At 46.6% G+C, this 22,407-nt stretch carries 22 protein-coding genes and 1 riboswitch; of the genes, 15 read left to right on the top strand and 7 right to left on the bottom strand.

Annotated elements, in window-relative coordinates; genetic code table 11:
* Positions 1-360: 360 nt before the first annotated feature.
* A complete protein-coding gene (gene rpmB / locus Q7P67_RS08945) occupies positions 361-549 on the bottom strand; it encodes a 50S ribosomal protein L28 (RefSeq protein ID WP_132872256.1) in 189 nt (62 codons plus the stop codon).
* 99 nt (positions 550-648) lie between these two features.
* Here rpmB and trmB point away from each other — a divergent pair, with 99 nt between their 5' ends.
* The 4 genes from trmB to Q7P67_RS08925 all read left to right on the top strand — a co-directional run bounded on the left by trmB (position 649) and on the right by Q7P67_RS08925 (position 4,770).
* The gene (gene trmB / locus Q7P67_RS08940; protein ID WP_303851621.1) at positions 649-1,338 is read left to right on the top strand and encodes a tRNA (guanosine(46)-N7)-methyltransferase TrmB; all 690 of its coding nucleotides are present in this window, start codon (positions 649-651) and stop codon (positions 1,336-1,338) included.
* 1 nt (position 1,339) lies between these two features.
* Positions 1,340-2,584 (top strand): nodulation protein NfeD, encoded by a 1,245-nt coding sequence (locus Q7P67_RS08935; protein ID WP_303851620.1) that lies wholly within the window; start codon positions 1,340-1,342, stop codon positions 2,582-2,584.
* 4 nt (positions 2,585-2,588) lie between these two features.
* Entirely contained in the window at positions 2,589-2,834 is a 246-nt protein-coding gene (locus Q7P67_RS08930; protein ID WP_303851619.1) for a DUF493 domain-containing protein, read from the top strand.
* A gap of 127 nt (positions 2,835-2,961) precedes the next feature.
* Positions 2,962-4,770 carry a methyl-accepting chemotaxis protein gene (locus Q7P67_RS08925; RefSeq protein WP_303851618.1) on the top strand — a complete coding sequence of 603 codons (1,809 nt, stop codon included), beginning with the start codon at positions 2,962-2,964 and terminating at the stop codon, positions 4,768-4,770.
* A gap of 455 nt (positions 4,771-5,225) precedes the next feature.
* Here the strand turns inward: Q7P67_RS08925 and Q7P67_RS08920 are convergent, their stop codons facing one another.
* Positions 5,226-6,014 (bottom strand): hypothetical protein, encoded by a 789-nt coding sequence (locus Q7P67_RS08920; RefSeq protein WP_303851617.1) that lies wholly within the window; start codon positions 6,012-6,014, stop codon positions 5,226-5,228.
* Entirely contained in the window at positions 6,014-6,580 is a 567-nt protein-coding gene (locus Q7P67_RS08915; RefSeq protein ID WP_303851616.1) for a hypothetical protein, read from the bottom strand. Before Q7P67_RS08915 ends, Q7P67_RS08920 begins: the two co-directional genes overlap by 1 nt.
* Before the next feature lie 186 nt (positions 6,581-6,766).
* On the opposite strand from Q7P67_RS08915, the gene Q7P67_RS08910 reads away from it, so the two are divergent.
* From Q7P67_RS08910 to ruvA, 8 genes are all read left to right on the top strand, one after another.
* The gene (locus Q7P67_RS08910; RefSeq protein WP_303851615.1) at positions 6,767-7,546 is read left to right on the top strand and encodes a flagellar brake protein; all 780 of its coding nucleotides are present in this window, start codon (positions 6,767-6,769) and stop codon (positions 7,544-7,546) included.
* A 96-nt stretch (positions 7,547-7,642) separates the two neighbouring features.
* Positions 7,643-8,272: a phosphatidylserine decarboxylase family protein gene (locus Q7P67_RS08905; protein ID WP_303851614.1), complete on the top strand. Its 630-nt coding sequence runs from the start codon at positions 7,643-7,645 to the stop codon at positions 8,270-8,272.
* Positions 8,273-8,277: 5 nt separating this feature from the next.
* Entirely contained in the window at positions 8,278-9,027 is a 750-nt protein-coding gene (gene pssA, locus Q7P67_RS08900) for a CDP-diacylglycerol--serine O-phosphatidyltransferase (RefSeq protein ID WP_303851613.1), read from the top strand.
* A 241-nt stretch (positions 9,028-9,268) separates the two neighbouring features.
* Complete coding sequence (locus tag Q7P67_RS08895) at positions 9,269-10,828, top strand: 2-isopropylmalate synthase (protein WP_303851612.1); 1,560 nt, start codon at positions 9,269-9,271, stop codon at positions 10,826-10,828.
* A 128-nt stretch (positions 10,829-10,956) separates the two neighbouring features.
* The gene (locus Q7P67_RS08890) at positions 10,957-12,621 is read left to right on the top strand and encodes a methyl-accepting chemotaxis protein (RefSeq protein WP_303851611.1); all 1,665 of its coding nucleotides are present in this window, start codon (positions 10,957-10,959) and stop codon (positions 12,619-12,621) included.
* A 147-nt stretch (positions 12,622-12,768) separates the two neighbouring features.
* The gene (locus Q7P67_RS08885; protein WP_303851610.1) at positions 12,769-13,518 is read left to right on the top strand and encodes a YebC/PmpR family DNA-binding transcriptional regulator; all 750 of its coding nucleotides are present in this window, start codon (positions 12,769-12,771) and stop codon (positions 13,516-13,518) included.
* Positions 13,518-14,009, top strand: a complete 492-nt coding sequence (gene ruvC, locus Q7P67_RS08880) for a crossover junction endodeoxyribonuclease RuvC (protein WP_303851609.1) — start codon at positions 13,518-13,520, stop codon at positions 14,007-14,009. Before Q7P67_RS08885 ends, ruvC begins: the two co-directional genes overlap by 1 nt.
* Positions 14,006-14,584 (top strand): Holliday junction branch migration protein RuvA, encoded by a 579-nt coding sequence (ruvA, locus tag Q7P67_RS08875; protein WP_303851608.1) that lies wholly within the window; start codon positions 14,006-14,008, stop codon positions 14,582-14,584. The genes ruvC and ruvA overlap by 4 nt, the downstream gene beginning before the upstream one ends.
* 161 nt (positions 14,585-14,745) lie before the next feature.
* Here the strand turns inward: ruvA and Q7P67_RS08870 are convergent, their stop codons facing one another.
* Positions 14,746-15,318, bottom strand: a complete 573-nt coding sequence (locus Q7P67_RS08870; RefSeq protein ID WP_303851607.1) for a nitroreductase family protein — start codon at positions 15,316-15,318, stop codon at positions 14,746-14,748.
* 135 nt (positions 15,319-15,453) lie between these two features.
* Between Q7P67_RS08870 and Q7P67_RS08865 the strand changes: the two genes are divergently transcribed.
* Both Q7P67_RS08865 and Q7P67_RS08860 read left to right on the top strand, forming a co-directional pair.
* Entirely contained in the window at positions 15,454-15,789 is a 336-nt protein-coding gene (locus Q7P67_RS08865; RefSeq protein WP_303851606.1) for a DUF2325 domain-containing protein, read from the top strand.
* Positions 15,789-16,145, top strand: coding sequence for a DUF2023 family protein (locus tag Q7P67_RS08860; protein WP_303851605.1), 357 nt, complete (start codon positions 15,789-15,791; stop codon positions 16,143-16,145). The genes Q7P67_RS08865 and Q7P67_RS08860 overlap by 1 nt, the downstream gene beginning before the upstream one ends.
* A gap of 190 nt (positions 16,146-16,335) precedes the next feature.
* Here Q7P67_RS08860 and cobA read toward each other — a convergent pair whose 3' ends face one another.
* Both cobA and Q7P67_RS08850 read right to left on the bottom strand, forming a co-directional pair.
* Positions 16,336-17,046: a uroporphyrinogen-III C-methyltransferase gene (cobA, locus tag Q7P67_RS08855; protein ID WP_303851604.1), complete on the bottom strand. Its 711-nt coding sequence runs from the start codon at positions 17,044-17,046 to the stop codon at positions 16,336-16,338.
* 65 nt (positions 17,047-17,111) lie between these two features.
* Positions 17,112-18,089: a sirohydrochlorin cobaltochelatase gene (locus Q7P67_RS08850; protein ID WP_303851603.1), complete on the bottom strand. Its 978-nt coding sequence runs from the start codon at positions 18,087-18,089 to the stop codon at positions 17,112-17,114.
* A gap of 69 nt (positions 18,090-18,158) precedes the next feature.
* A riboswitch (cobalamin riboswitch) is annotated at positions 18,159-18,338 on the bottom strand.
* 247 nt (positions 18,339-18,585) lie between these two features.
* On the opposite strand from Q7P67_RS08850, the gene Q7P67_RS08845 reads away from it, so the two are divergent.
* On the top strand, positions 18,586-21,777 hold the full coding sequence (locus tag Q7P67_RS08845) for an AAA family ATPase (protein ID WP_303851602.1): 3,192 nt from the start codon (positions 18,586-18,588) through the stop codon (positions 21,775-21,777).
* Here Q7P67_RS08845 and Q7P67_RS08840 read toward each other — a convergent pair.
* Positions 21,774-22,274, bottom strand: coding sequence for a hypothetical protein (locus Q7P67_RS08840; RefSeq protein WP_303851601.1), 501 nt, complete (start codon positions 22,272-22,274; stop codon positions 21,774-21,776). The two genes, Q7P67_RS08845 and Q7P67_RS08840, sit on opposite strands and share 4 nt — an antisense overlap.
* Between the last annotated feature and the right edge of the window lie 133 nt (positions 22,275-22,407).

The following is a 22,407-nucleotide window of genomic DNA, read 5'->3' as shown; positions in this document are numbered from 1 at the left end:
CCCCATTTTCAAACCAATAATATAAAATGAATGTTTATTGCTACATTTTAGCCTTGGAATCGACGATTGTCAAAGCAATCACACCATTAATATCCAAAAGACCAAAATAAGCATTTTATTATTTTAACAGCAACCGCCCTTGCCGCACAACTGCGAAAAATGGCAGGCAATCAACAATTGATTATGAATATCATTATCATGTTTGATTGTCAAAGATAAACAGCAGATAGCTTAACCTGTTTTTATGGAAGATATCATTTTCAATAAATCTGAGATCACAGCAACGCAAAAAAGCCTGCTGATGCAGGCTTTCATGGTTAATTCTGATTTTAAAAGGACCGCTTGAGGCAGGTCAGAAACTTACGCTTTCTGAACTTTGCCCGCTTTCATGCATTTCGTGCAGACAGTTTTGCGCACGACTTCACCGTCCACAACGACTCTGATTTTATGTACATTGGGATAGAAAACCCTTCTTGATACATTATGAGCGTGGCTGATCTGGTGACCGAACATGGGGCCTTTACCGCAGATTTCACATCTTCTGGCCATCGTACCTACCTCCTTGATTTCGAGAGCTTAAAATGCTAGCATAACTTCCGTATTCAAACAAGCATTTTTTTATATGAATTATTACAAAGGAAGAACACAATGACAGAAGACAGGATTAAAATCCAGCTAAATTTTCAAAACGACCTGTTTATTTACTCCGAAAGCCTCTACCCGCAGGTGGAAAAAATACAGAAATTCAGCCACGGCGGCGAATATGCCGCATATGAAAGGCTGTCGCCAAAGGATTTTTTCGATACCGACAAACCTTTCAACGTCGAGATAGGCATAGGCAACGGCGAATTCCTTTCAGAATATGCAAAGGCGTCTCCGGAGCAGAACTACCTCGGCTTTGAGGTAATGAAACGCATCTTCAACCGCGCCATAACAAAAGCGCGTCAGGTTAAAAACAACAATATCAGGCTGATCCATTTCGACGCGACCTTTATAGTGTCAATTCTTGAAGACAACTGCGTTGACAACTTCTACGTTAACTTCCCTGATCCGTGGCCAAAGAAAAAACATCTGAAACGCAGACTGCTCAAGACAGAGTTCATAGAGCTGCTAACTAAAAAACTTAAACCCGGCGGCACCCTCTGCATGGCGACAGACCAGATAGACTACGCACTTGAAATTGCGGAGAATCTCAAACCTGTTAAAGAATTAAAAAGCGTATATAATACTGTGTATATAGACAGGCTGGACGACTATCTCCCGACAAAATATTACAGAAAGTTTGTTCCGGAGCTTGGGGTCAGCTTTTTCCGCCTGAAAAAAACCGACGGGAAGTGACATGAAAAAACTGCTTATCCTCTTCGCGGCACTGTTCGTTTTCACCACGGCACATGCAAAACAGATACTCGTCTGCGAGGTGAACGGCATCATAAGCGGGTATACCCACAACTACCTGAAACAGGCACTTAAAAAAGCGACGGATGAAGACGCTGTTCTGCTTGTCCGGCTGGACACCCCCGGAGGACTGCTGGATTCAACCAGAAAAATAGTCCAGATGTTTCTTGAGACCGAAACACCCGTGATTGTCTTTGTGGCGCCGCAGGGCGCAAGGGCGGGTTCCGCCGGCACGTTCATAACGCTGTCGGCGGGCTATGCGGCGATGGCGGAGGGCAGCAACATAGGTGCGGCGCACCCTGTTGACATATCCGGCAAGGATATTCAGGGGGACATGGCACAGAAAATAGAAAACGACACAGTGGCATTCATAAAGTCCATTGCGGAAAAACGGGGCAGAAACGCGGACGCGGCTGTTGAAACAGTAACACAGTCGGTGAGCTACACCGCAAAAGAGGCTCTGGAAAAGGGACTGATAGACGCAATAGCAAACACAAATGCAGAGGTTGCAAAACTGGCGGCGGCGAAGCTGGGCTTTCAGGCGGGGGATATAACCACACTGAACCCCACGCCCATGCAGAAGACAGCATTCTTTCTCAGCGACCCGAATATTCTGATTCTCCTTCTTTTTATAGGCATAGCGGCGATTTTCCTTGAGTTCAAGATGCCGGGAACATTCATCTTCGCAGGCGTCGGCATAGCTGCGCTGGTGCTTTTTCTTGCCGGAATAAACATAATCCCCGTAAACTCACTTGCGCTGCTGCTCATTCTGGCGGGTCTGGGACTTCTTATAGCGGAAATTTTCGTGCCCAGCTTCGGGCTGCTGACTCTGGGAGCGGTGGTCAGCATGGGTTTCGGCATGTATCTTATGTTTTCAAGAGAGGGCAACATGGGCATTGGAGTATCTTTCTGGCTGATCTTCGGAGTCATCGGAACCATTGCGGCAATTTTCATAATTCTGGGCAGACTTTTGCTTAAAGACTTCCACAAGAAGACCGTCACCGGACGTGAAGGAATGACCGGAGAGACCGGAATAATAACGGATTGGGACAATGGCGCCGGACATATTTTTATTCATGGTGAACTCTGGAAAGCTAAAAGTACGTTTAATTTCAATAAAAACGATTCCGCAAAGGTAGTTGCGGTTCAGGGCATGGTACTGATACTGGAGGCTAATAATAATGAGTGATACGATGAAAGAAATGATTGAATTTCCGACTATTTTTACCTTTAAAGCTATGGGCGAAAATACAGAAGATTTCAAGAAAGATATCAAAGAAATCTTTACGCGGCACGAAACAGCTATGATAACAGAAAACATAAGTACAAAAGGTACTTACACATCAATTTCAATAACTGTGGAAGTAATTGATTTTGATGAATTACAAAATATATATACAAAAATAAAGGAAACAAAAGGGCTAAAATTCCATTTATAACAGAATCTTACGAACAAGTTTTATTTTCGGTCGCGGGACTTTTTGTGGTTGCAAAAGTTAACTAATGTGCTAAATTATGTCCATGTTTTGCAAAACTGTTCATTGTTTTGTGGGGTAATACATGTTTATGCAAATATACAAAAGTCTCGAAAAATCATTTTTCAATACTCTTGCCCGGAAACTTCTCGGCAACATACTGTTTGTCACATCCATTCAGGCGATAGCCATTTTTTCCTTTATGTCGTATAAAAACAACATAATAGCAAAAATCACCGCCATGGATATTGAACCCGGACTGAAACAGCAGATTCTGGACGCCTGCTCACATGGCTATTTCACATCTCTGTTCTTTATGCTGCTGACCATACTCGCTCTCTTTTTCATACTCGGTTTCTTCTACGTTCTCATAGTGCATCCCATCCGCAGGATGGCGCAGCTTTTCAATGAGATGGGAATGGGCGGCAACGACCTTTCAACGGACATGCCGCTTCTGACATATGACGAGATGCGCGACCTTGCCGAAGGGTACAACATGTTCATGCTGAAACTGCGCAAGCTAATTCTGAAAATCAGGATGATAAGCATCAGCATTGGCGTTGAATCGGCGCAGGTTGTACACAACACCAACAGAACGTTCGTAGAGGTTAACAACCAGACGGAGCTCTCCGAGCGTATATTCGAAGTCAGCTCCCGCTCAACAGAGGCTGTGGAAACTGTCCGCGGTCACTCAACAAGCATCAGTCAGGCTGCGGAAGACAACATAGCAAAGGCTGTCAACTCCAAAAACGAGATGGAGGCGCTGACCTGCAACATGGACGCCATCAGCGGGATGCTTGGCGAGTTCCAGCAGACGGTAGGCAATCTGACCAAAAACTCCGAAACTATCAGAGAGATAGTTTCTCTTATTGAAGATATTTCAGACCAGACGAACCTTCTGGCTCTGAACGCCGCAATCGAGGCGGCAAGAGCGGGCGAAGCCGGAAGAGGGTTTGCTGTTGTTGCCGACGAAGTGCGCAAGCTCGCCGAGCGCGTTAAATCCGCAACGGAAGAGATATCCTCCAACATAAACCAGATGATAGGCGAAGTCAGACACACCTCAGACCAGACAAACAAAATCAATCAGTATATAAACGAAACAAAAAGCGTAGTGGACAAGACATCCACCAACTTTGCAACTATGGTGCACGATTTTGAACAGACAGGTCACGGTATTCAGGAGATAACAGGTTCTCTGGACAGCTTTACCGACAATAACGTTCTGATACATACCAACATCACCGCCATTAAGGACGCGGCGTATCTTGTCGATCACATGATGCAGGAGTCCCACAAGAACACCCTCACCCTGAATTCCCACATTGAGGACATACAGGACAACGTGGCGAAGTTCAAGATAGGCATGGGCGAGATGGAAAAGATACTGCACCTCGGCGAAACCTATAAAACAAGGTTCGAAGAGGTACTTAAAGACCTTGCTGACAAAGGCGTTGATGTTTTTGACAAGCAATACAAACAGATACCGGGAGTTTTCCCTGCCAAATACACAACAAAATACGATTCCAAGGTTGAGTCCCTGTTCCAGCCCCTTTACGATAAGGTGCTCACTGAACAGTCAGGCATAATCTTCGCACTCTGCGTTGACGTGAACGGCTATGCACCCACGCACAACAGAAAATATTCCGCAAAGCCCACAGGCAACAAGGAAGCGGACACGGCGCACAGCAGAGACAAGCGTATATTCAACGACCACACCGGTCTGCGCGCTGCGAAAAACACCCAGTCGTTCCTCATACAGACCTATTCCAGAGATACGGGAGAGGTCATTAACGACATCAGTATGCCGGTGATAGTGAACGGGAAACACTGGGGAGCATTCAGAATCGGTTTCGACCCCAGAGCCATCATTGAGGCAGCTAAAAAAGTTTTAAGCGATTAAAACTGAAAAATATGAGATTTAATATACAGAATCCCCCGCCGCAAACGGGGGATTTTTTTTGGTATATATGCCGGTGATGGCTGGCGCTACCCGCGAAAACAGAGGGTGCAACGCTGTTATTCAGAGCATATCTCATAAAGGATGACGTCTTTGCGAGGAAAACGCAGGTTGACCAAGCAATCTGAACTCCATAGAATTTTCAGTACAAATATTGATGCCTAAGGGGAGCAGATCGCCGCGTCGTTGCACTCCTCGCGAAGACAGAAATGGCTGCCGTTCAGAACCAAGCAGTTCCGAGGTTGTGCTGACGCTTTAATGCGACTTAATGGAACATATCGCGGGTCAGGCACGAGTTATGCAAGGAAGTTCAAACGCGACAAGCAAAAGCGCACTGATTTGTGCGTGTTGCGGGCAAGTTTGGACTGACGCCGCAGAACGAAGTGCATCACCTGCGATTATATAAAGAGGAGCATAAGGATTATAAGAACCAACGCTATAATAACGTTTGTAAGAAATTTAATAGCCTGATCCTTCTCGAATCTGTTCATGAACGTATTGTTCTTTTTATATTCCGCTTTCAGCCTGCCAAGTTCCTGACGAAACTCATCGCGCTCTCTGAACAGTGTGCGGATGAAAGGGGCGAGTTCCAGCTCGACGCATTTATCCTTTTTCGGATTTATGCGCAGCATCTCAGCCTTTTCCATATTGAGAAGTCCTTTGTTGTTGTTTTCGTCATCAAAACTGAAAGTGAAGCCGAATTTCTCCATAAAAGAGAAGAAAGCGCCTCTGTCGTCGTCCTCGCGTTTAGAATCGAAATAGAAATATACGGATTCCACACCGAAATCGGGAAAACTGCCGCGCAGAAGTCCGGCAAGTTCGTTCATGGCATAGGTTCCCAGACCATATCCGCGGTATGAACTCGACAGCTTGAACTTATTGATATGGGGAAACCGGATGGTGCGTGTCAGAAGGTCGGCAACAGCAGTAAGCCTGTTGTCCTTTTTAAATTCGTTTTCAAGCCCGTTCATGATCTCCGAAGGCAGTTCGTTTTCGGGAAGGTTTTCCGCATTCCCTTCGGGTCCTGTCTTCGCTATGGGGATAAACGTGATGCTGTACGTGACCTCAGTATTGGTTCTCACAATCTCAAGGGCATAAAGCATGTACCCCATTGTTATCTTTCTGGTCTCCGTTACCTTGTTGACCAGTTTGAGAAGACGTATGTCACTGTTTCTTTCTTTTGCCATCATCCACCTATGGGAAGTTTAAAAAGGCTCTTCAGACTCCCGAAAAAGCTGTTGTGAAACTCGATGCGCACAAGCATTTTTCTTGCTTTTTCATTTTTCATAATACTGGGCAGGATAGACGAGAAAGAGTTTAGCTGCTGCATATAAATCATCTGCGGCAGCCTGTTTGTGCTGACGCCCGCCTCAATGAGGTCGGAAACGAATCTTTTCAGCACAGCCTTAAAAATATCCACAGTCTCCTTCTGTTCCTCCGCCAGCAGGATAAGATATTTTTTATCCATGAACCGCTTTTTAATATCCTGATCTATCATCAGGCGCTTTGTGTGGGAAACGAATCCCCAGCGGGATCTGTCCGTTGCCAGACAGAGCATGTAGTTATAAAAACAAACGTAATACTGAACAAAATAATTTTCAAGAGGTTCGGTCTGATTTTCCGCACCTGCCGGCGCGGTTTCAGACTCTTTGACCTCGGCGCTGACCATCTTAAACATCTTATTTGTGAACTCCGTAAGGCTGAAAGTCAGCTCTCCGTCGTTAATCTGGTCTGCCGTGATATCCCATTCCATTAATAACTCCTAAAAAAATAACCCGAATCCCCTTGCAGGGTATAATAATTATCGGAACAAGCACAATATAACTCAATCACTCATTTTAGAAAAGGATTTTAAACGCTATCGTTTTTTCCGCTAAATATTCGTGTGCACCGTGCGATTTATATTATATACCAGCGAATTCACCACGGAGTGTAAAAAATGTTTAGCCTTGTGCTCAATAAAATGTCGGACTATATAAATAACCATAGAAGCCAAGACGGAAACGGTCTGGATTTTGTTTTTGCGGAGAATGACGGAATGAAAAAAGAGGATATTAAAAATATAGAAGACCATATGCCGGTAAATACCAGAATCACTGTCACTGTCAAAAACGCAAGCTATCAGGGCGTTTACGACTCCCGCGTTGAAGACTTTGACAACAGCAACATACACATCTCTCAGCCTTCGGCGGACGGTGTGCCGGTTCCGATGGTTCCCGGAACAATAGCCCATATAGAATTTGTTAACACCAGCGGGCGTTTCCGCTTTGAAACCACTGTGACCGGAAGAAAATCACAGGGCAGAGTAACTCTTGTCACCGTTGAAAAACCTAAATCCATAACAAGAAACCAACTCCGTGAGTTCTACCGCGTGGACACACGCATCAAGGGCAAGGTGAAAATGTTCTACTCCGCCGTGCCGGACAAAAACATGAAGATACCTCACAAAAGCGTGGACTGCATGATAATGGACGTTTCGGGCGGCGGCGGAAAGCTGATAACCTCATCATGGATGGAAAACCACCAGCAGTTTCTTCTGGATATGTCCGAAGCCGTGCCGGAGCTCGACAGCGCCCCATGCACGGCAATCCGCGTAAAGAGAATACAGGAACGCACAGAGGTTAGCTTCCGTTTCGACTTTACTAAGGAATCAGACCGCAACCTTATCATAAAGTACGTTTTCAAACGTCAGATAGAGCTGAAACAGACTTTAGGATAACAGATTTCCACTGATATACCAAACTTTTGCATCTTCATTTAAATGTATTTCTTGCAAACGGTACAAGACCGCGGTATTTTATAGCAAAATTCTGAGGTGAAAAGGTTGATAGCTAAAGAGGGATTTCCTTTTGTTCTTGGCGCGCTTGCTGTTTTTCTTGTACTGGTGATATTCCCGGTCAAGCTGATAATATTTATCGTGGGGCTTTTCTGTGCCTTCTGCATCTGGTTCTTCCGTGATCCGGAGCGCAGCATCCCGCCGTTTAAAGACGTTCTGGTGTCCCCTGCCGACGGCAAGGTTATAGAAGTGTTCCAGTCGGAACACAACGGTGAGCCTGTCACAAAAATAAGCATATTCATGAACGTGTTCAACGTGCACGTCAACCGTATGCCCATCACAGGAAAGATACTTTCCGTTAAACATGTTGAGGGAAAGTTTCTACCGGCGGACAGACCCGACGCATCGTATGAAAACGAACAGAATATAATAGAAATAGAGAGCGAATACGGTAATATTACCGTTAAACAGATTGCCGGACTCATCGCACGCAGAACCGTATGCTATGCAAAAGAGGGCGAAACACTGCCCATCGGCGACAGGCTGGGGATAATCAAATTCTCCTCCCGCCTTGAGGTTTTCGTTCCGAAAGGATTTGACATTTCACTCAAAAACGGCGATATTGTCAAAGCAGGCGAGTCTGTTCTCGCCAAATATACAGGTGCTTAAAAGACATGAACAGCGCTGTTCAGAACAAAAACTATGTTCTGCCAAACCTCGTGACAATCATGGGGCTTTTCTGCGGATTCTACTCCATAATCGCATCCCTTAACGGACAATATACCCTTGCGGCCAGCGCAACCCTTGTCGCTTTCGTATTCGACGGTATAGACGGCAAAATAGCAAGACTGATGAACGCCACCAGCGATTTCGGGATACAGCTCGACTCACTGAGCGACCTCGTGTCCTTCGGCGTTGCACCGGGTATCCTCGTTTATAAATGGGCTCTGGAACCTTACGGCAGGCTCGGCTGGATGGCGGCTTTCCTTTTCGTCGCCTGCGGTGCTCTGCGCCTTGCCCGTTTCAATGTAATGACAAAAAAGATCGACCCAAGATATTTCATAGGACTGCCTATTCCGGCCGCTGCCGGCGTGGTTGCATCCAGTGTGCTTTTCGTTAAGGAATACATCGGGAATCCTGAGGATATCACCCTCCCCGTTTGGTTCACATTCACCATATACATTCTTGCGTTCCTGATGGTGAGCAACGTGAAATATTACAGCGGAAAAACCCTGTTCCAGCAAAAATCATACAACGTACTGGTCATGTTCGTTCTGGCGATATTCGTTATCGGGCTTATCCCCGAACTATCCCTATTCGTTCTGTCCGTCGGCTACGCATTCAGCGGACTGCTGCTATTTGCGTATAAACGACTAAGACACCCCGCGGGTAGCTCTGAGGAACCTTTCGGTACGGAAGTGTGATTTCACATCTATGTTAAACCAAAGCCTCAGCCCTTACGGGGTTGGGGCTTTTTTTTTCGATTTTGCAGGGAAGGAGGAACAACAGATGCTATCAGGACTAAAAGGAAGATAACAGACGATTGGACGTCATCGCAAGGAGCATAGGCGACGACGTGATCCGGATATGAAACTGCCGCGTCTCTGTGCACCGCGCAGAGACATAGTTAAAAAGATTAATTTTTAAAAATAAGGAGAAAGAACAATGTCAAAGAGAAAAATCATCGTATTCGACACCACACTGAGAGACGGAGAGCAGGCACCCGGATTCTCCATGAACACCGAAGAGAAAATCCAGATGGCGCTGCAGCTTGAAAAAATGGGCGTGGACGTGATGGAAGCCGGCTTCCCCATCTCCTCCCCCGGCGACTTCGAAGCCGTAAGCCGTGTTGCCGCCGTCATCAAAAACTGCGGCGTGGCAGGTCTCTGCCGCGCAAATAAAAAAGATATCGAAGTGGGCTGGGACGCTCTGAAAGGAGCTGTACGTCCCCGCATACATACTTTCATAGCAACAAGCGACATCCACCTTCAGTACAAACTTAAAAAAAGCAGGGAAGAAGCTCTGGAAATAGCCGTTGACGCGGTTAAATTCGCAAGGAACCTCTGCGAAGACGTGGAATTCAGCGCAGAAGACGCAACAAGAAGCGATCTGGACTATCTGTGCCGCGTTGTTGAGGCTGTTATAGCTGCGGGAGCAAAAACCGTTAACATACCCGACACAGTTGGCTACACTGTACCTATGGAGTTCGACAAAATAATCAGCACCATAATGAACAAAGTGCCCAACGTCGATAAGGCACGCATAAGCGTACACTGCCACAACGACCTCGGTCTGGGTGCCGCAAACTCTCTGGCAGCCATCAAGGCGGGCGCATCTCAGGTTGAATGTACCGTCAACGGCATCGGAGAACGCGCGGGCAACACATCTCTTGAGGAAGTTATCATGGCTATGACAGTCAGAAAAGATATCTTCAACGATGTTGAATTCGGTCTCAACACTAAGGAGATATACCGTTCCAGCAAAATGCTTACAGCCATCACCGGCGTACACGTTCAGCCCAATAAAGCAATCGTCGGCAAGAACGCATTCGCACACGAAGCGGGCATACATCAGGACGGAGTATTGAAAAACAGAATAACCTACGAAATAATGACACCCGAAAGTGTCGGCTATCCCGAAAACAGCCTTGTTCTGGGCAAACACTCCGGTCGCCACGCCTTCGTTCAGAGGCTGAAAGCTCTTGGTTTCGAACTGGACGACGAAGCTATGCAAACTGCATTTGATGCTTTCAAAGTTTTAGCCGATAAAAAGAAAGAGGTCTTTGATGAAGACATTGAGAACATCGTTCTCAACCAGTCTGCCCAGACAACGAAACATTTCGATCTGGATAGAATTAACATGTTCAGCGGGAACACAGCCATCCCCACGGCGACAGTAAGGCTGAAAACCGCCTCCCACGAGTTCATTACAGATGCGTCCATCGGTGACGGTCCTGTAGACGCGGTTATGAAAGCCATCGAAAGGATCGCGGGAGTTCCAGGCAGGCTGAAAAGTTACAACATCAAGGCTCTTACTGAAGGAAAGGACGCACAGGGCGAGGTTACACTCTCAGCCGAATTCGAACAGTGCGGATACTCTATCAAAGGAAGGGGAGCGGATACCGATGTTGTCGTTGCAAGTGCAAAAGCATATCTTGATGCACTTAACAAATACATCACCAGAAAGGAATCTAAACTGGCTCCCAGAATAGCAGAAGGGATATAAAACACTTGTTAAATATGAGTAAATATATATAATACTTTTATTCATGTGAAAAAATTTCAATTTATGGTGAATTAATGAAACTAAAAGTCAAGATTTTGCTATACGTAGCGATTACGGTTTTTGCCGGAATGGCTGTTTTATTTACAGTCAACTTCTTCATGCTGCAGAACAATATGTTCAAAGCTGAGGTTGCCAAGGCAAGGAGTTTCGTGCTTGCTGCTGAAGGTGTCAGGGAGTTTATGGGGCTGGCATCAGCAGCGGATATTTACAAGACGGACGAACTTGAACACGATATTAACAGGCTTCTGCTGACAGTACCCATTGTTGGGTCTATGAAGGCTATGGAACTGAAGTCGGAGGAAGCGGGACTTAAATTCAAAGTACCCAAGATTTCCCCCAGAAACCCTGTTAACGAACCGGACGCAACAGACCTTATGGCGCTGAAAGAACTTGACAAGCTGGACACAGGAAAAGGGTCCGGTCCGGAATTTGTTTACCACGATAAAGAGAACAAACAGTTAAGATACTACAAAGCCATCAGGCTTACACAGGTTTGCTTAAAATGCCACGGAGATCCTGCGACATCGCAGGCTCTCTGGGGCAACAGCGAGGGGCTTGACCCCACCGGCGTTAAAATGGAAAACTGGAAAGCGGGAGAACTCCACGGGGCTTTCGAAGTTTATCTCCCCACAGCACCCGTTTACTCGGCCATATATAAAAACCTTTTCGTATCGTTCCTCGTATTTCTTCCCGTCACTATAGTGATACTGATAATACTTTATCTCATAAACTCGCGCTATATCTTCAACAGGCTTCAGGGGGTAAGCACTGCGCTTAACCAGATAGCTGCCGGCGACTTTACAGTACGCATGAAAATATCGAGCGACGATGAAGTCGGCGAACTTGAAAAAGCAACCAACAAAATGACGGCAGACGTTAACGACGCACTGATGGTTGTCACGGATTCCATCTCATCAATAGCATCCACATCCGCAGAGCTTTCCAGCAATGCGGAAACCATAGCCAGAGGAGCTGTAGAGCAGTCCGAACAGGTTGCAGCCACAGCATCTGCGGTTGAAGAGGTAAGCTCCACCGTTGTCGAGGTTGCACACAACGCGGCGAACGTTTCAAAAAGCGCCGAAGAGGCGAGTGCATCCGTTTCAAAAGGTCACACTCTGGTGGAAGAAACCAGAAACATGATGGAACAGATTGCGGAAACCGTTTCCGAATCAGCCGTTACAGTCCGGAAACTGGGCGAAAGCAGCGAGCAGATAGGTCAGATAATTCAGGTTATCGACGACATCGCAGACCAGACAAACCTTCTGGCGCTCAACGCAGCCATTGAAGCCGCAAGAGCCGGCGAACACGGACGCGGATTCGCTGTTGTTGCAGACGAGGTTCGAAAACTTGCAGAAAAGACTGTCAAGGCAACGCAGGAAATAGCTGATATGATTCAGTCAATTCAGGCTGACACAGGCGGAGCTGTTGCCGGTATGCACGAAGGCGTTATGCAGGTTGAGAACGGAACCAAAAAGGCTGAGGAAGCCAAAGCCGCGCTGGATGTCATCATGAACAATGTTGAAAATGTTTCAAACGAGGTCAGCATGATAGCCCGCGCAACGGACGAACAGGCTTCGGCAACCGAGATGATGGCGCACAGCATTGAGAACATCTCCCATGTAACCGGAGAAAACTCCAACGCTTCGCAGGAAACGGCAAGGGCTGTGGAACAGCTCAGCCAGCTCGCTTCCGAGCTTCAGGGGCTCATCCAGCGGTTCAAAACGACGAAATAAACTCTTTAAGGCGGAAATCTTCGGGTTTCCGCCTTTTTGTTGCTTTCCATTCCATTTTCAAATATACTTATCCGCACTTTTTTGGTTATAATTCTTTTCCCAAAAAATCAAATAACACAAATTTACTTAGATATACCGGAGGATCAGATGGCAGGACATAGCAAGTGGGCAAACATTAAGCACCGCAAAGCAGCACAGGACGCAAAAAAAGGTAAGGCTTTCACAAAAGTTGCAAAAGAGATAGCCGTTGCCGTTAAGGAGGGCGGAGCAGACCCGGTTATGAACTCCCGTCTGCGTCTGGCGCTTGACAAAGCGAAAGAATGTAACCTTCCCAAAGACAACGTTGACCGTGCCATTAAAAAAGGTACAGGAGAAGGTAACGATAGCGCATACGAAGAGATTACATACGAAGGCTACGGACCCGGCGGCGTTGCCATCCTTATTAAAGCCCTTACAGACAACAGAAACCGCACAGTTGCGGAAGTGCGCAGCACCATGAACAAAAAAGGCGGAAACATGGGCGAAGCAGGATGCGTGGCATGGATATTCGAATCAAAAGGTATAATTGAGATACCGAAAGACAAAGCTGACGAGGAAACGCTCTTCGAACTGGCTCTTGAACTCGGGGCTGAGGACGTTAAAGACGAAGGTGACGTTTTTCAGGTTGTCACCGAAGTGGGTTCATACTTCGCCGTCAAAACCGCCCTTGAAGAGAAAAAATACGAGATAAACTACTCTGAGGTAACGATGAAGCCTAAGAACACGATTACGCTCGGCGCAGAAGACCTCAGAAAACTTTTTAACATAACAGACGCGCTTGAAGACCTCGACGACGTTCAGGAGGTATTCTCCAACTTCGACGCGGACGAAGCAACTATGGCGGCAATGGAAGAATAATGCCTGAAATCGTCATGGGGGTTGACCCCGGACTGAACTGCACCGGTATAGGCATTGTGCAGGTATGGCCCGGAAAGGTAGAATATGTCGCCCACAGAATTGTACGCACCGACTCTAAAGAAACCCTTCCTCAGAGACTTGCGGTAATATGTTCCGGTGTGCGTGAGGCTGTAGACGAGTTCAAACCCTCATATTCCGCGGTGGAAGACGTTTTCTATTCGGTGAACGTTAAGAGTGCGATGCTACTGGGACAAACACGCGGAGCAATAATAGCAACACTTCTTTCAAGCGGACTTGAAGTGCGGGAGTTCACCGCACTGCAGATAAAAAAGGCGGTGGTCGGCTACGGCAAAGCCGACAAATCGCAGGTTAAGCATATGGTGGAGATACTTCTCGGACGAAAGATAGGCAACGTCCCCATGGACGCAACCGACGCACTTGCCTGCGGAATATGTCTCGGTCTCAACCTTACGGGGAGGTTCGTATCATGATATACAGCGTTAAAGGCATACTTGTTGAAAAACTCCCCGCAACGGCGGTCATAGACACAGGCACCGTTGCTTTCGAGATATCAATCTCAGCCGCAACATACCGCACACTGCCCCAAACCGGTGAAAAAGCAGGACTTTTCACCCATTTCGTGATGCGCGAGGACGCTGTTGCGCTCTATGGGTTTGCAACCATTGAAGAGAAAAAGCTGTTTCTGCTTTTGAATACGATTTCAAAGATAGGACCCAAAATAGCTCTGGGGATACTCTCCGCTATGGAAGCCAGAAAGTTTATGAATGCAGTCGTTCAGAACGATATATCACTCATTGCCACCATCCCCGGAATAGGCAGAAAATCAGCGGAAAGAATAATAGTTGAGTTGAAAGACAAGTTCGGACAGCTTGCCACGCAGCCGGAAGGCTCGCAGACGGCAGGCGGGACGGAAGATCTGGTAAGTGCGCTTACAAACCTCGGATATTCAGTCAACGACTGCCGGAAAGCAGTCGGCAAAGTATATAAACCGGATGCGGCGTTCGACGAACTCTTCCGTCTGGCACTGAAAGAGTTGTCACAATAACGGCGCTTTTTGTTCCATCCTGAAACCCATAGTCGTCATCGCGAGAGCTTATGCCAGAAACGGTCTGAACAGCACAGACTGCCGCGTCGCTGCGCTCCTCGCAGAGACGGGTATACGTCTGACGTCCGCTTCATTTCCCCTTTGCCTTTCAAAGGCAACCATCAAAGGCTGCCCAGCAAAACATCCTCACTCTTATATTTCGGCACAAAGTGGTTCCCTTCGGCATCACGGTAATAAGCAACGTCCCCTGTGCAATCCGTCAGAACTACGTTTTCCACAGGATAGCCGAACGCGACGACCCACAGCAGATTATACCTTTCGCCAACGCCCAGAAGCGCGTTAATCTCCTTTTTCATACAGTTGCCTATCATGCAGCTTCCAACGCCCTTTTCCATTGCATAAAGACACATGTTCTGCATGGCTATACCGGAATCCACAACAGGATTTGCAACTGCTGGTGCCTGAGTATCCGCGTAGACGGCAACGTATGCAGCGGGGCGTTCGGACTCCGCCGGACCGTCCCAGTCTTTCAGCCTGCCCGCCCAGCGAAGCTCCGGATATATCTTCGCGCACATCTCTTCACCGCATACAGTAACGTATCTCAAAGGCTGCGCGTTCGCAGCGCTCTGCGCCAGCCGAGCAGCATCAATAAGCTCAGACATAAACTTTCCGTCCAGTCTGCGCGAATTATCAAAACGTCTGTAAGATCTTGTTCTCTTTATTAATTCCAGCATACTTCCCTCTGGTGAAATTGTCATGGAATATACTAATCTGCAAAAGAGACAAAATAAATAGAAAATTCCTGTTGACTTTTGCCCCTTATTGATATTAAGTATCAATATCATTATTCGTCAGGCAAGGAGATGCATATGAAAGTCTGTATAATAGGCGGTCTTCAGAGAAGAGAAAACGAATATCTGGCTGCATGTAAGCAGATAGGATGCAAGGCAAAGGTCTTCAACGAAATGAGCAACTCGTTTGAAAACAGTATCAAATGCACCAACTGCGTGGTCTTTCTTACAACACTTTCCAGCCACAACATGATAAACAAGGCAAAGAACATATGCCGCAGACACGACATTCCGTTCATCTGCACCGACAGAACAAGCCCCGAATCAGTAAGCTGCATCATAAAAGAAGCTATGGGCTGCAAGGATGACTGCAAGGGATGCCTGCTTCATGCCGAATCAAGGAGAGCCAACTGATGAGCAACGGGGAGAACAGACTCTTTTCACATCTTCTTTATGAATACAAAAAAGGAATACGCCGTCTTGTGCTTTACACTGCGCGTATAGAAGAGTCTGAGGTCTGCCGCATGAAGCTGAAAAAAAGCGGTATAAACTGGCACGAAACGCCCGCAAAAGAGGGTCGAGTTAACTTCTTTTTCGGCGACTGCCCGTGCATAAGCATCATAAAGAGCTTCGGGGACAAGCCTCTCAACAGCTTCGATGAAAAAGAGGATTTCATACTCGGAGTGCTGCTCGGATACGACGTCACCAAACAATGCGAAAGATACCTTGGCAACATCGAAAAACAATACTGCGCCGCGTGCTGCGGTTAGAGCGTTTTTCTCTATAAATACATACTAAAATCAAGTGAAAACGAGATCGTGTCGTCGCTTTATTCGTCAAATAATTAAAAATGAACCCATTCGCCTTCGGCTAGTGCTTCCAGCGAAGACAGAGCAAGAATCACGTCTCTGCGAGCCCCAAAAGGGTGAAGCAGTCTCTTATTCCTTTATGCAATATGCTCTAGCCGGAAACGTCACCAATGATGATGGTTGCGGGGTGGTCATATTCGCCCGTTGCCAGCACGTCGCCCAGAGACGCGAGTGTGGTTATGCAAAGCCGCTCGCCGTCTGATTCAAGTTTGCTGCCGATAACAACCTGAGTGCCCCCGTTCATTCCGTTTGAAATAAGCTGTTCTGCTATATACCCGCCGTTTTTAACACCCATATAGACAACAATTGTCAACCCAAGTTCCGCAAGCGCCTTAAAGCTGTACGGGCAGTCCCCGTTCTTCGAATGTCCTGTTATAAAAACACAGCCTGACACCTTTCGCCTGTCGGTGAGAGCTTTTGAAATCTTCGCCGCAAGTGTGGAGGCAGACGTTACACCGGGGATTATCCGAGATGAAGCCCCGCAGGCTTCCGCAGTTTCAGTCTCTTCCAGAGAACGGGCAAACAGAGTGCTGTCGCCGCCTTTAAGCCTCACAACACGTCTGTGGCGTTTCAGGTGTTCAGCGATAGCCGTATTTATGTCTTCCTGCCTGATGCAGTGTTTGTTATAAGGATCCTTGCCGACGCTGACGCTTTCAGCATTTTCGGGTATCATCTCCAGAACGGCAGGGTGTATCAGCCTGTCATAAAGGACGCTGTCCGCACTTTTCAGCGCTTCAAGCCCCTCCAGAGTGATTGATTTCGCCCCCAGCCCGGCACCTATTATAATAAGTTCACTTTTCATTTCCGTCTCTTTGTAATACGCCGGAGTGTGAGGGCACTCCGGCGCTATGTCTGCAAAACAGGCTGTTATTTCAGCTTTATATCTGCTTCAGCCGCAGCTTTCAGCATATTGTCCACAACAATTTTTCTGACCGCGGGGTTTTCGCCCAGCCCCTCCAGAACGGGCGCAACCTTGATTCCCGCTTTGGTGAAGATGATTTTCCAAGAGTCCTCTTCGTCCCCTGCCATGTCGTTGTTGGCATGGTCGCCTGCGACAACCATAAGGGGTTTCAGAGTTATCTTTTTAACTTTATCTGCTTTCAGTTTATTCACAACGTCGCCCAGATCGGGATGACCTTCCACCGTACCCACATAAATTTTTGTTTTGGGATACGTTTCGTTCAGAAGTTTTTCCAGTTCATAGTATATACCTGTTGAAAGATGTTCGTTGCCGTGTCCCATATAAACCAGTGCGGATGAGGATGATGCCGCAAGATCAACGTCTTTTTTAAGGGACTCTGCGAAGGCTTTAAGGTCCTCGTGATAATCGTAGTCACCTGTTATGGGTTTTCCGACAGCGAGTCTGTTAAATGGTTTCCACTTGTCTTTAAGTGTTTTGATGCCGTCGAGACCCTCAACGTATGCTTTAAGGTCGCTGTATTCCTCGCCGGAGGTGAGATAGGTGGGCTGAACGACGATATTGCGGTATCCTTCGTTCTGCAGATCCGCCATTGTCCCAAGGACGTTCTTCACATTGTAAAGATATTCTGGAACCTCTTTGTGTTCCGCCTTATAGGTCGGGTCGTTCTTTCTTTCGTGCCATATTTTTCTGATTATGTTCGATGTGAATGCCATACGAACGGGAACTTCTTTGCCCACGACCGCCTTAACATCCTTTTCGATTTTAAGAAGAGAATCCAGTGCGGATTCATAGGTGGTTCCGAATGCGGCAATAACAACCGCGCTTTTCTCTTTCGTTTTCTCTTTTTCCATATTCATCTCCGCTGCAAAAGCACCTGAAACAGCCAGCAGGAGCATGATTACGGACACAATGAATGTACGCATCAACGCCTCCGAAAATATTATTCAACTGTACAGGGTGTTCTTGAACGTGGAACGGGGTTCCTCTATCCTCGTAAAGTTCATAGGCAAAGAAGGTGTTCTGGCTCACCGTCGTCCTAATCCCCCTGCCTTCCCGTGCCATGGGCACAGTGACAATAGTTCGGGGTTTCGTCAGGTTTACAGCTGCGGGACAGCACCGGATTTCAACCGGTTTCCCTTTTTCTGCCTGCACCCTTGTCAGACTGCATGATGATTCTGAACGATAAATCGGAATATGTCAAGGCGGACATAGAAAAACCCCTCCGAAGGGGTGTTACGGAGGGGATTTCAAATGGAAACAAGATAGGAGTTGAATTCAGGGATAACAGGCTCTTTGAGCCTTTTCCGGAGTACCTGCAATTACGCCGGATATTATCTTAATTAAAGATACCACACACATCTTAAATAAATCTTAAATAAATACCTTGTCACCTCTATATTCTTTTGTTACTAGTATTATATGAATGAAAATAAACCGGCAGCAAACATTATTTTAAACAGAGTTTCAAAACTTGCCGCACTGTCTCCGCACATGCAGACAAAAAATATCTTTCTGCTGACAGCGGGCGAAGGAACCGGAAAGACCGGGTTCGCATTGAGTATCGGAGCAAAATATTTCGAAAGAACAGTATATTACCAGATTACCCAAAAAGACAAAACCCCTGAATATTTTTGCCGGAATCTTTACAAGGCAATGCGTCAGTCACAGCCCGATTTCGTTTCAGAACACATGGAACAGGCTGAAAAGACAGGCATCACCCCGCTTGAGGTCGGAAACCTTCTGTCATTTCTTCTGAGAGCGTACAAAAAAAACTCCAGAATCAGAACACTTATTATCATTGACGACATCCACATATTAAAAATAAAAAGCGTAACCTACCTCGCTCTGATGTCCGCTTTGCAGCTTGCCGGAGGAAGTCTGTCTTTTGCTGTCTGTACGCACAAAACCAACGGATTTCCGGCAGAATACGCACGTCTAAACAGGGAAACTTACATCATAGACGAAAGCTATCTGAAACTTACACAGGAAGAATTTAAAGAACTGTCTGTCGCCTGCCTGCAGGACACAGCAACCTTCCGCTCGCTGGAAAGGATATACGAAATCACCGAGGGGATCATATCGTACGCTGAGGCTGTGATCTGCTCCATGGCAAAAACAGAGGAGGACACCTTCTCGGCAACTGCTTTTGCCATGGAGGCTTGCGAAGGGATATTCAGCGCAGCGGTAAAAAAACTTTCACCGGAAGAATACCATCTCCTGCAGAAACTTTCACTGCTGCCGTCTTTCAGCACACAGCTTCTCAGTCTGGCGGATTCCACCGGATCTGCCGGAAAGCTGATGCAGAAACTGCACGAGGAAACCGTGCTGGTCATAAAAAAAAGGAACGACCTGTTCAGATTCAACAGGCTGTTCCGCGAATGGCTGAAAAACGAAGCCGTAACGCGCCTGTCGGTATTTGAGCGCCATTCATTTTATGAACTGGCAGCCGGATATGAAGCGGAAAGACAGAACCTCCCAGCGGTAATCGAATATATGATATCTGCTGAAAATTTTGACAAACTTGAGGAATATCTTCAAAAAAACTTTCCTGCAATAATCCTCATCGAAACAAAGAGACATCTTGCCGATATCTTTTCCACTGTGCCCGCAGACGTTTTCAGAAACAGGGCATGGATACCTCTGGCTTTCGGTCAGCTTCTTCTGGCTGTTGCTCCGGAAAAGACGAGAGACATCTTTTTTCATACGCTGGACACATTCACAATGTACGGTAACAGAGCAGGAACAATAATATCCGCCTGCGGGCTTTTAAGCTATTATTCGGCCATAGAGGGTAATCTGACTGAGGCTGAAAAATATTTCGTCAGAATAAAGTCTATGATGACAGAAACCTGTGACGAGTTGGAAGATCCCATGAAGATGATCGTCTGCGCCGCATACGGGCTTGGATGCTTCAATTTCAAAAGCGGACAGCTCGCGGCTGAATATCTCAGCCGATCGCTTGCTCTGGCTGAAAAATACAATGCCGAAAGTTTCAAACTGCACCTTTATTCCCTTTTTATCTCCGCACACATGACCGCCTGTGAAAAAAAACTGGCTGAAAAATACTGCAACATAACTTTTCAGAAGATAATAACAGTTAAGCAGGAAGGATTTCTTAAACTGTCCATGCTCAACCTTCTCAACCATTTTCTCGCCATGACCGGTCAGTTCCATCTTATGCACCTGATAATGAATCTTGTGCAGAGAAAATACCGTCTTCATATGGAACACAGCTTCAGACTCACTGCCTTTGCGGACATATGCGAACTGGAATATGCTTTTTCCAGAGGCGATACGGAACTGGCTGAAATAATTCTCAGCAGACTCACAGACAGTAATATCAAAAACCTTCCGGAACACATGGCGGCACTTCTTCTTGGGTTTAAGGCAATGATACTTGCATACGAATGTGACGAAAACGCAGCTTCCGTAGCTGAAGCGTCGTTAAAAGCCAGAAGCTGCGAAGTTAATAACTTTTTCACGGCTTTCGGTGAAGCAGCCGCAGGAGCCGCATACACATTTATCGGCAACCACAAGAAGGCGATCCTCCACCTGACCAAAGCGGCGAATCAGGAAAAAAATCCTGTCAACGATAATGCAGCCGCCTGCGCACATTCATACCTTTCCTATCTGTTCAACAACATAGGGGATAAAATGCGCGCAAGGGAACACGCCATCTTCTGCATAAAGCTGATGAAAAAGATAGGTTACACCCACCTGAGCGGACTTATGCCAGAAGTGCTGCTGAACACCTGCATATATACGGCGAACGAACCGTCCGTTTCGGCTTTCTCAGTTGATCTTGCCTTTCAGAAGCTGGACACTGCATTCGACAAAAACACGCGCCCCATTCCTGTGATGCACATCACAGCTCTGGACAACCTGTCCATATCTTTCGGGCAGAATACGCTGGACTGCTCCGACATAAGCGTACAGTTCCGCACTATGCTCGCCATAATTCTCTCCAGTCCGGGCTTCACCATAGATCAGGAACAGATGCAGGTTTTTCTGTGGTCGGAAAGCAGCAGGGAAAACGCCCGGCGAAGTCTGGACAATCTGCTGTCACGTTTCAGAAAACTGCTGGCGGACACATTTTCCGGGATTGATCCGAAAAACTATATTACCCTGCAGAACGGAATGCTCAAAATTCACAACATAAAATGCGATTCGGAAAGGTTTAACCTGCTGATAAAAACTGCTTCAGAAAGCTATTCCCGCGGCGAATACATTTCGGCGGCTATAAGCATTGCCGAGGCGGAAACTCTTTTCAAAGGAAGATTTTTTGACGGAATAACAGACGTTCTGCCTGTGGAGAGCAAACGCAGAGAAACGGACGTCAGCTTTATGAATATGCTGAAACTGATGAACAGTCTGCACTATTTCATGCCGGAGATATTCAGTCCCGAGACCCTGTTCGACCGTTTTTTCAGCGTATTCATCCATGAAACGGACATGGTGGCAATGACCTATTCGTTCTATGCCCAGAATGGAAAAATTCAGAAGTGCAGAAACGTACTGGATAAATTTTCAGAATTTCTGGACAGGGAAGGCTATTCCAAAGCGGAAAAGACTGAGCTTATATATATTATTAAATCTGCTGCGCTTCGTTAAACTGCGAGATTGTCCGTGTCGAACACCTGCTTGAGAAAAGAGGTTACAACGTTTTTCCCGTATTCGTTCATCTGGCTTTCAAATACGGTGTTGCCTGTTGAGCGTTCCTTGCGGATGCGGCGTTCGATAGCTTCGCGCACAGTTTCCTGAACGTCTTCCGCGGAGCGTTTTGACATATTGGAGAGAATTTCGTGTGCAAGGCGCAGATCGCCCATGTACCAAACGACAAAGGCGATGTCCTCCTGCTTCATTCTTCTCAGAACTTCCTGAACCTTGGGTTTGTTGGCGGAAAGAGCGTCGGACATAACTTTTTTTAAAGCGTCTTTACCCATTTTAGGATTATCCTGAAGCTGGGCACCGATGAGCGCGTGCATGAGCCTCATTTCTGACTTGGAAAGTTTCACCGTCACTCTGGAATCAATACACATTATAAAGCTGTCGGAAGTTCCCTCCCGCTCGATGGTGATGTTGTTGCTCTCTTCCAGATTAACCTGCATATTACTCTCCGTCTGTTGATACTGCATTATATATCAAAAGATTCAAAAATACAGAAGGGAAATAGTAAGCAAAACAAATTATTTTTAAAGTATCGGCAATAAGTCTCTTGCATGTACCGTTACTATACGATAA

It is taken from the genome of Seleniivibrio woodruffii, from assembly GCF_029267515.1.
GTDB classification, from domain to species: Bacteria; Chrysiogenota; Deferribacteres; order Deferribacterales; family Geovibrionaceae; genus Seleniivibrio; species Seleniivibrio woodruffii_A.
The sequence above is the reverse complement of the archived record's forward strand: the minus strand, read 5'-3'. Positions and strand labels throughout refer to the sequence as shown.

Excerpts from the sequence above, each read along its gene's own strand:
- rpmB (WP_132872256.1), bottom strand. The coding sequence starts at position 549 with ATGGCCAGAAGATGTGAAATCTGCGGTAAAGGCCCCATGTTCGGTCAC.
- trmB (WP_303851621.1), top strand. The coding sequence starts at position 649 with ATGACAGAAGACAGGATTAAAATCCAGCTAAATTTTCAAAACGACCTG.
- Q7P67_RS08935 (WP_303851620.1), top strand. The coding sequence starts at position 1,340 with ATGAAAAAACTGCTTATCCTCTTCGCGGCACTGTTCGTTTTCACCACG.
- Q7P67_RS08930 (WP_303851619.1), top strand. The coding sequence starts at position 2,589 with ATGAAAGAAATGATTGAATTTCCGACTATTTTTACCTTTAAAGCTATG.
- Q7P67_RS08925 (WP_303851618.1), top strand. The coding sequence starts at position 2,962 with ATGCAAATATACAAAAGTCTCGAAAAATCATTTTTCAATACTCTTGCC.
- Q7P67_RS08920 (WP_303851617.1), bottom strand. The coding sequence starts at position 6,014 with ATGGCAAAAGAAAGAAACAGTGACATACGTCTTCTCAAACTGGTCAAC.
- Q7P67_RS08915 (WP_303851616.1), bottom strand. The coding sequence starts at position 6,580 with ATGGAATGGGATATCACGGCAGACCAGATTAACGACGGAGAGCTGACT.
- Q7P67_RS08910 (WP_303851615.1), top strand. The coding sequence starts at position 6,767 with ATGTTTAGCCTTGTGCTCAATAAAATGTCGGACTATATAAATAACCAT.
- pssA (WP_303851613.1), top strand. The coding sequence starts at position 8,278 with ATGAACAGCGCTGTTCAGAACAAAAACTATGTTCTGCCAAACCTCGTG.
- Q7P67_RS08895 (WP_303851612.1), top strand. The coding sequence starts at position 9,269 with ATGTCAAAGAGAAAAATCATCGTATTCGACACCACACTGAGAGACGGA.
- Q7P67_RS08890 (WP_303851611.1), top strand. The coding sequence starts at position 10,957 with ATGGCTGTTTTATTTACAGTCAACTTCTTCATGCTGCAGAACAATATG.
- Q7P67_RS08885 (WP_303851610.1), top strand. The coding sequence starts at position 12,769 with ATGGCAGGACATAGCAAGTGGGCAAACATTAAGCACCGCAAAGCAGCA.
- ruvC (WP_303851609.1), top strand. The coding sequence starts at position 13,518 with ATGCCTGAAATCGTCATGGGGGTTGACCCCGGACTGAACTGCACCGGT.
- ruvA (WP_303851608.1), top strand. The coding sequence starts at position 14,006 with ATGATATACAGCGTTAAAGGCATACTTGTTGAAAAACTCCCCGCAACG.
- Q7P67_RS08870 (WP_303851607.1), bottom strand. The coding sequence starts at position 15,318 with ATGCTGGAATTAATAAAGAGAACAAGATCTTACAGACGTTTTGATAAT.
- Q7P67_RS08865 (WP_303851606.1), top strand. The coding sequence starts at position 15,454 with ATGAAAGTCTGTATAATAGGCGGTCTTCAGAGAAGAGAAAACGAATAT.
- Q7P67_RS08860 (WP_303851605.1), top strand. The coding sequence starts at position 15,789 with ATGAGCAACGGGGAGAACAGACTCTTTTCACATCTTCTTTATGAATAC.
- cobA (WP_303851604.1), bottom strand. The coding sequence starts at position 17,046 with ATGAAAAGTGAACTTATTATAATAGGTGCCGGGCTGGGGGCGAAATCA.
- Q7P67_RS08850 (WP_303851603.1), bottom strand. The coding sequence starts at position 18,089 with ATGCGTACATTCATTGTGTCCGTAATCATGCTCCTGCTGGCTGTTTCA.
- Q7P67_RS08845 (WP_303851602.1), top strand. The coding sequence starts at position 18,586 with ATGAATGAAAATAAACCGGCAGCAAACATTATTTTAAACAGAGTTTCA.
- Q7P67_RS08840 (WP_303851601.1), bottom strand. The coding sequence starts at position 22,274 with ATGCAGGTTAATCTGGAAGAGAGCAACAACATCACCATCGAGCGGGAG.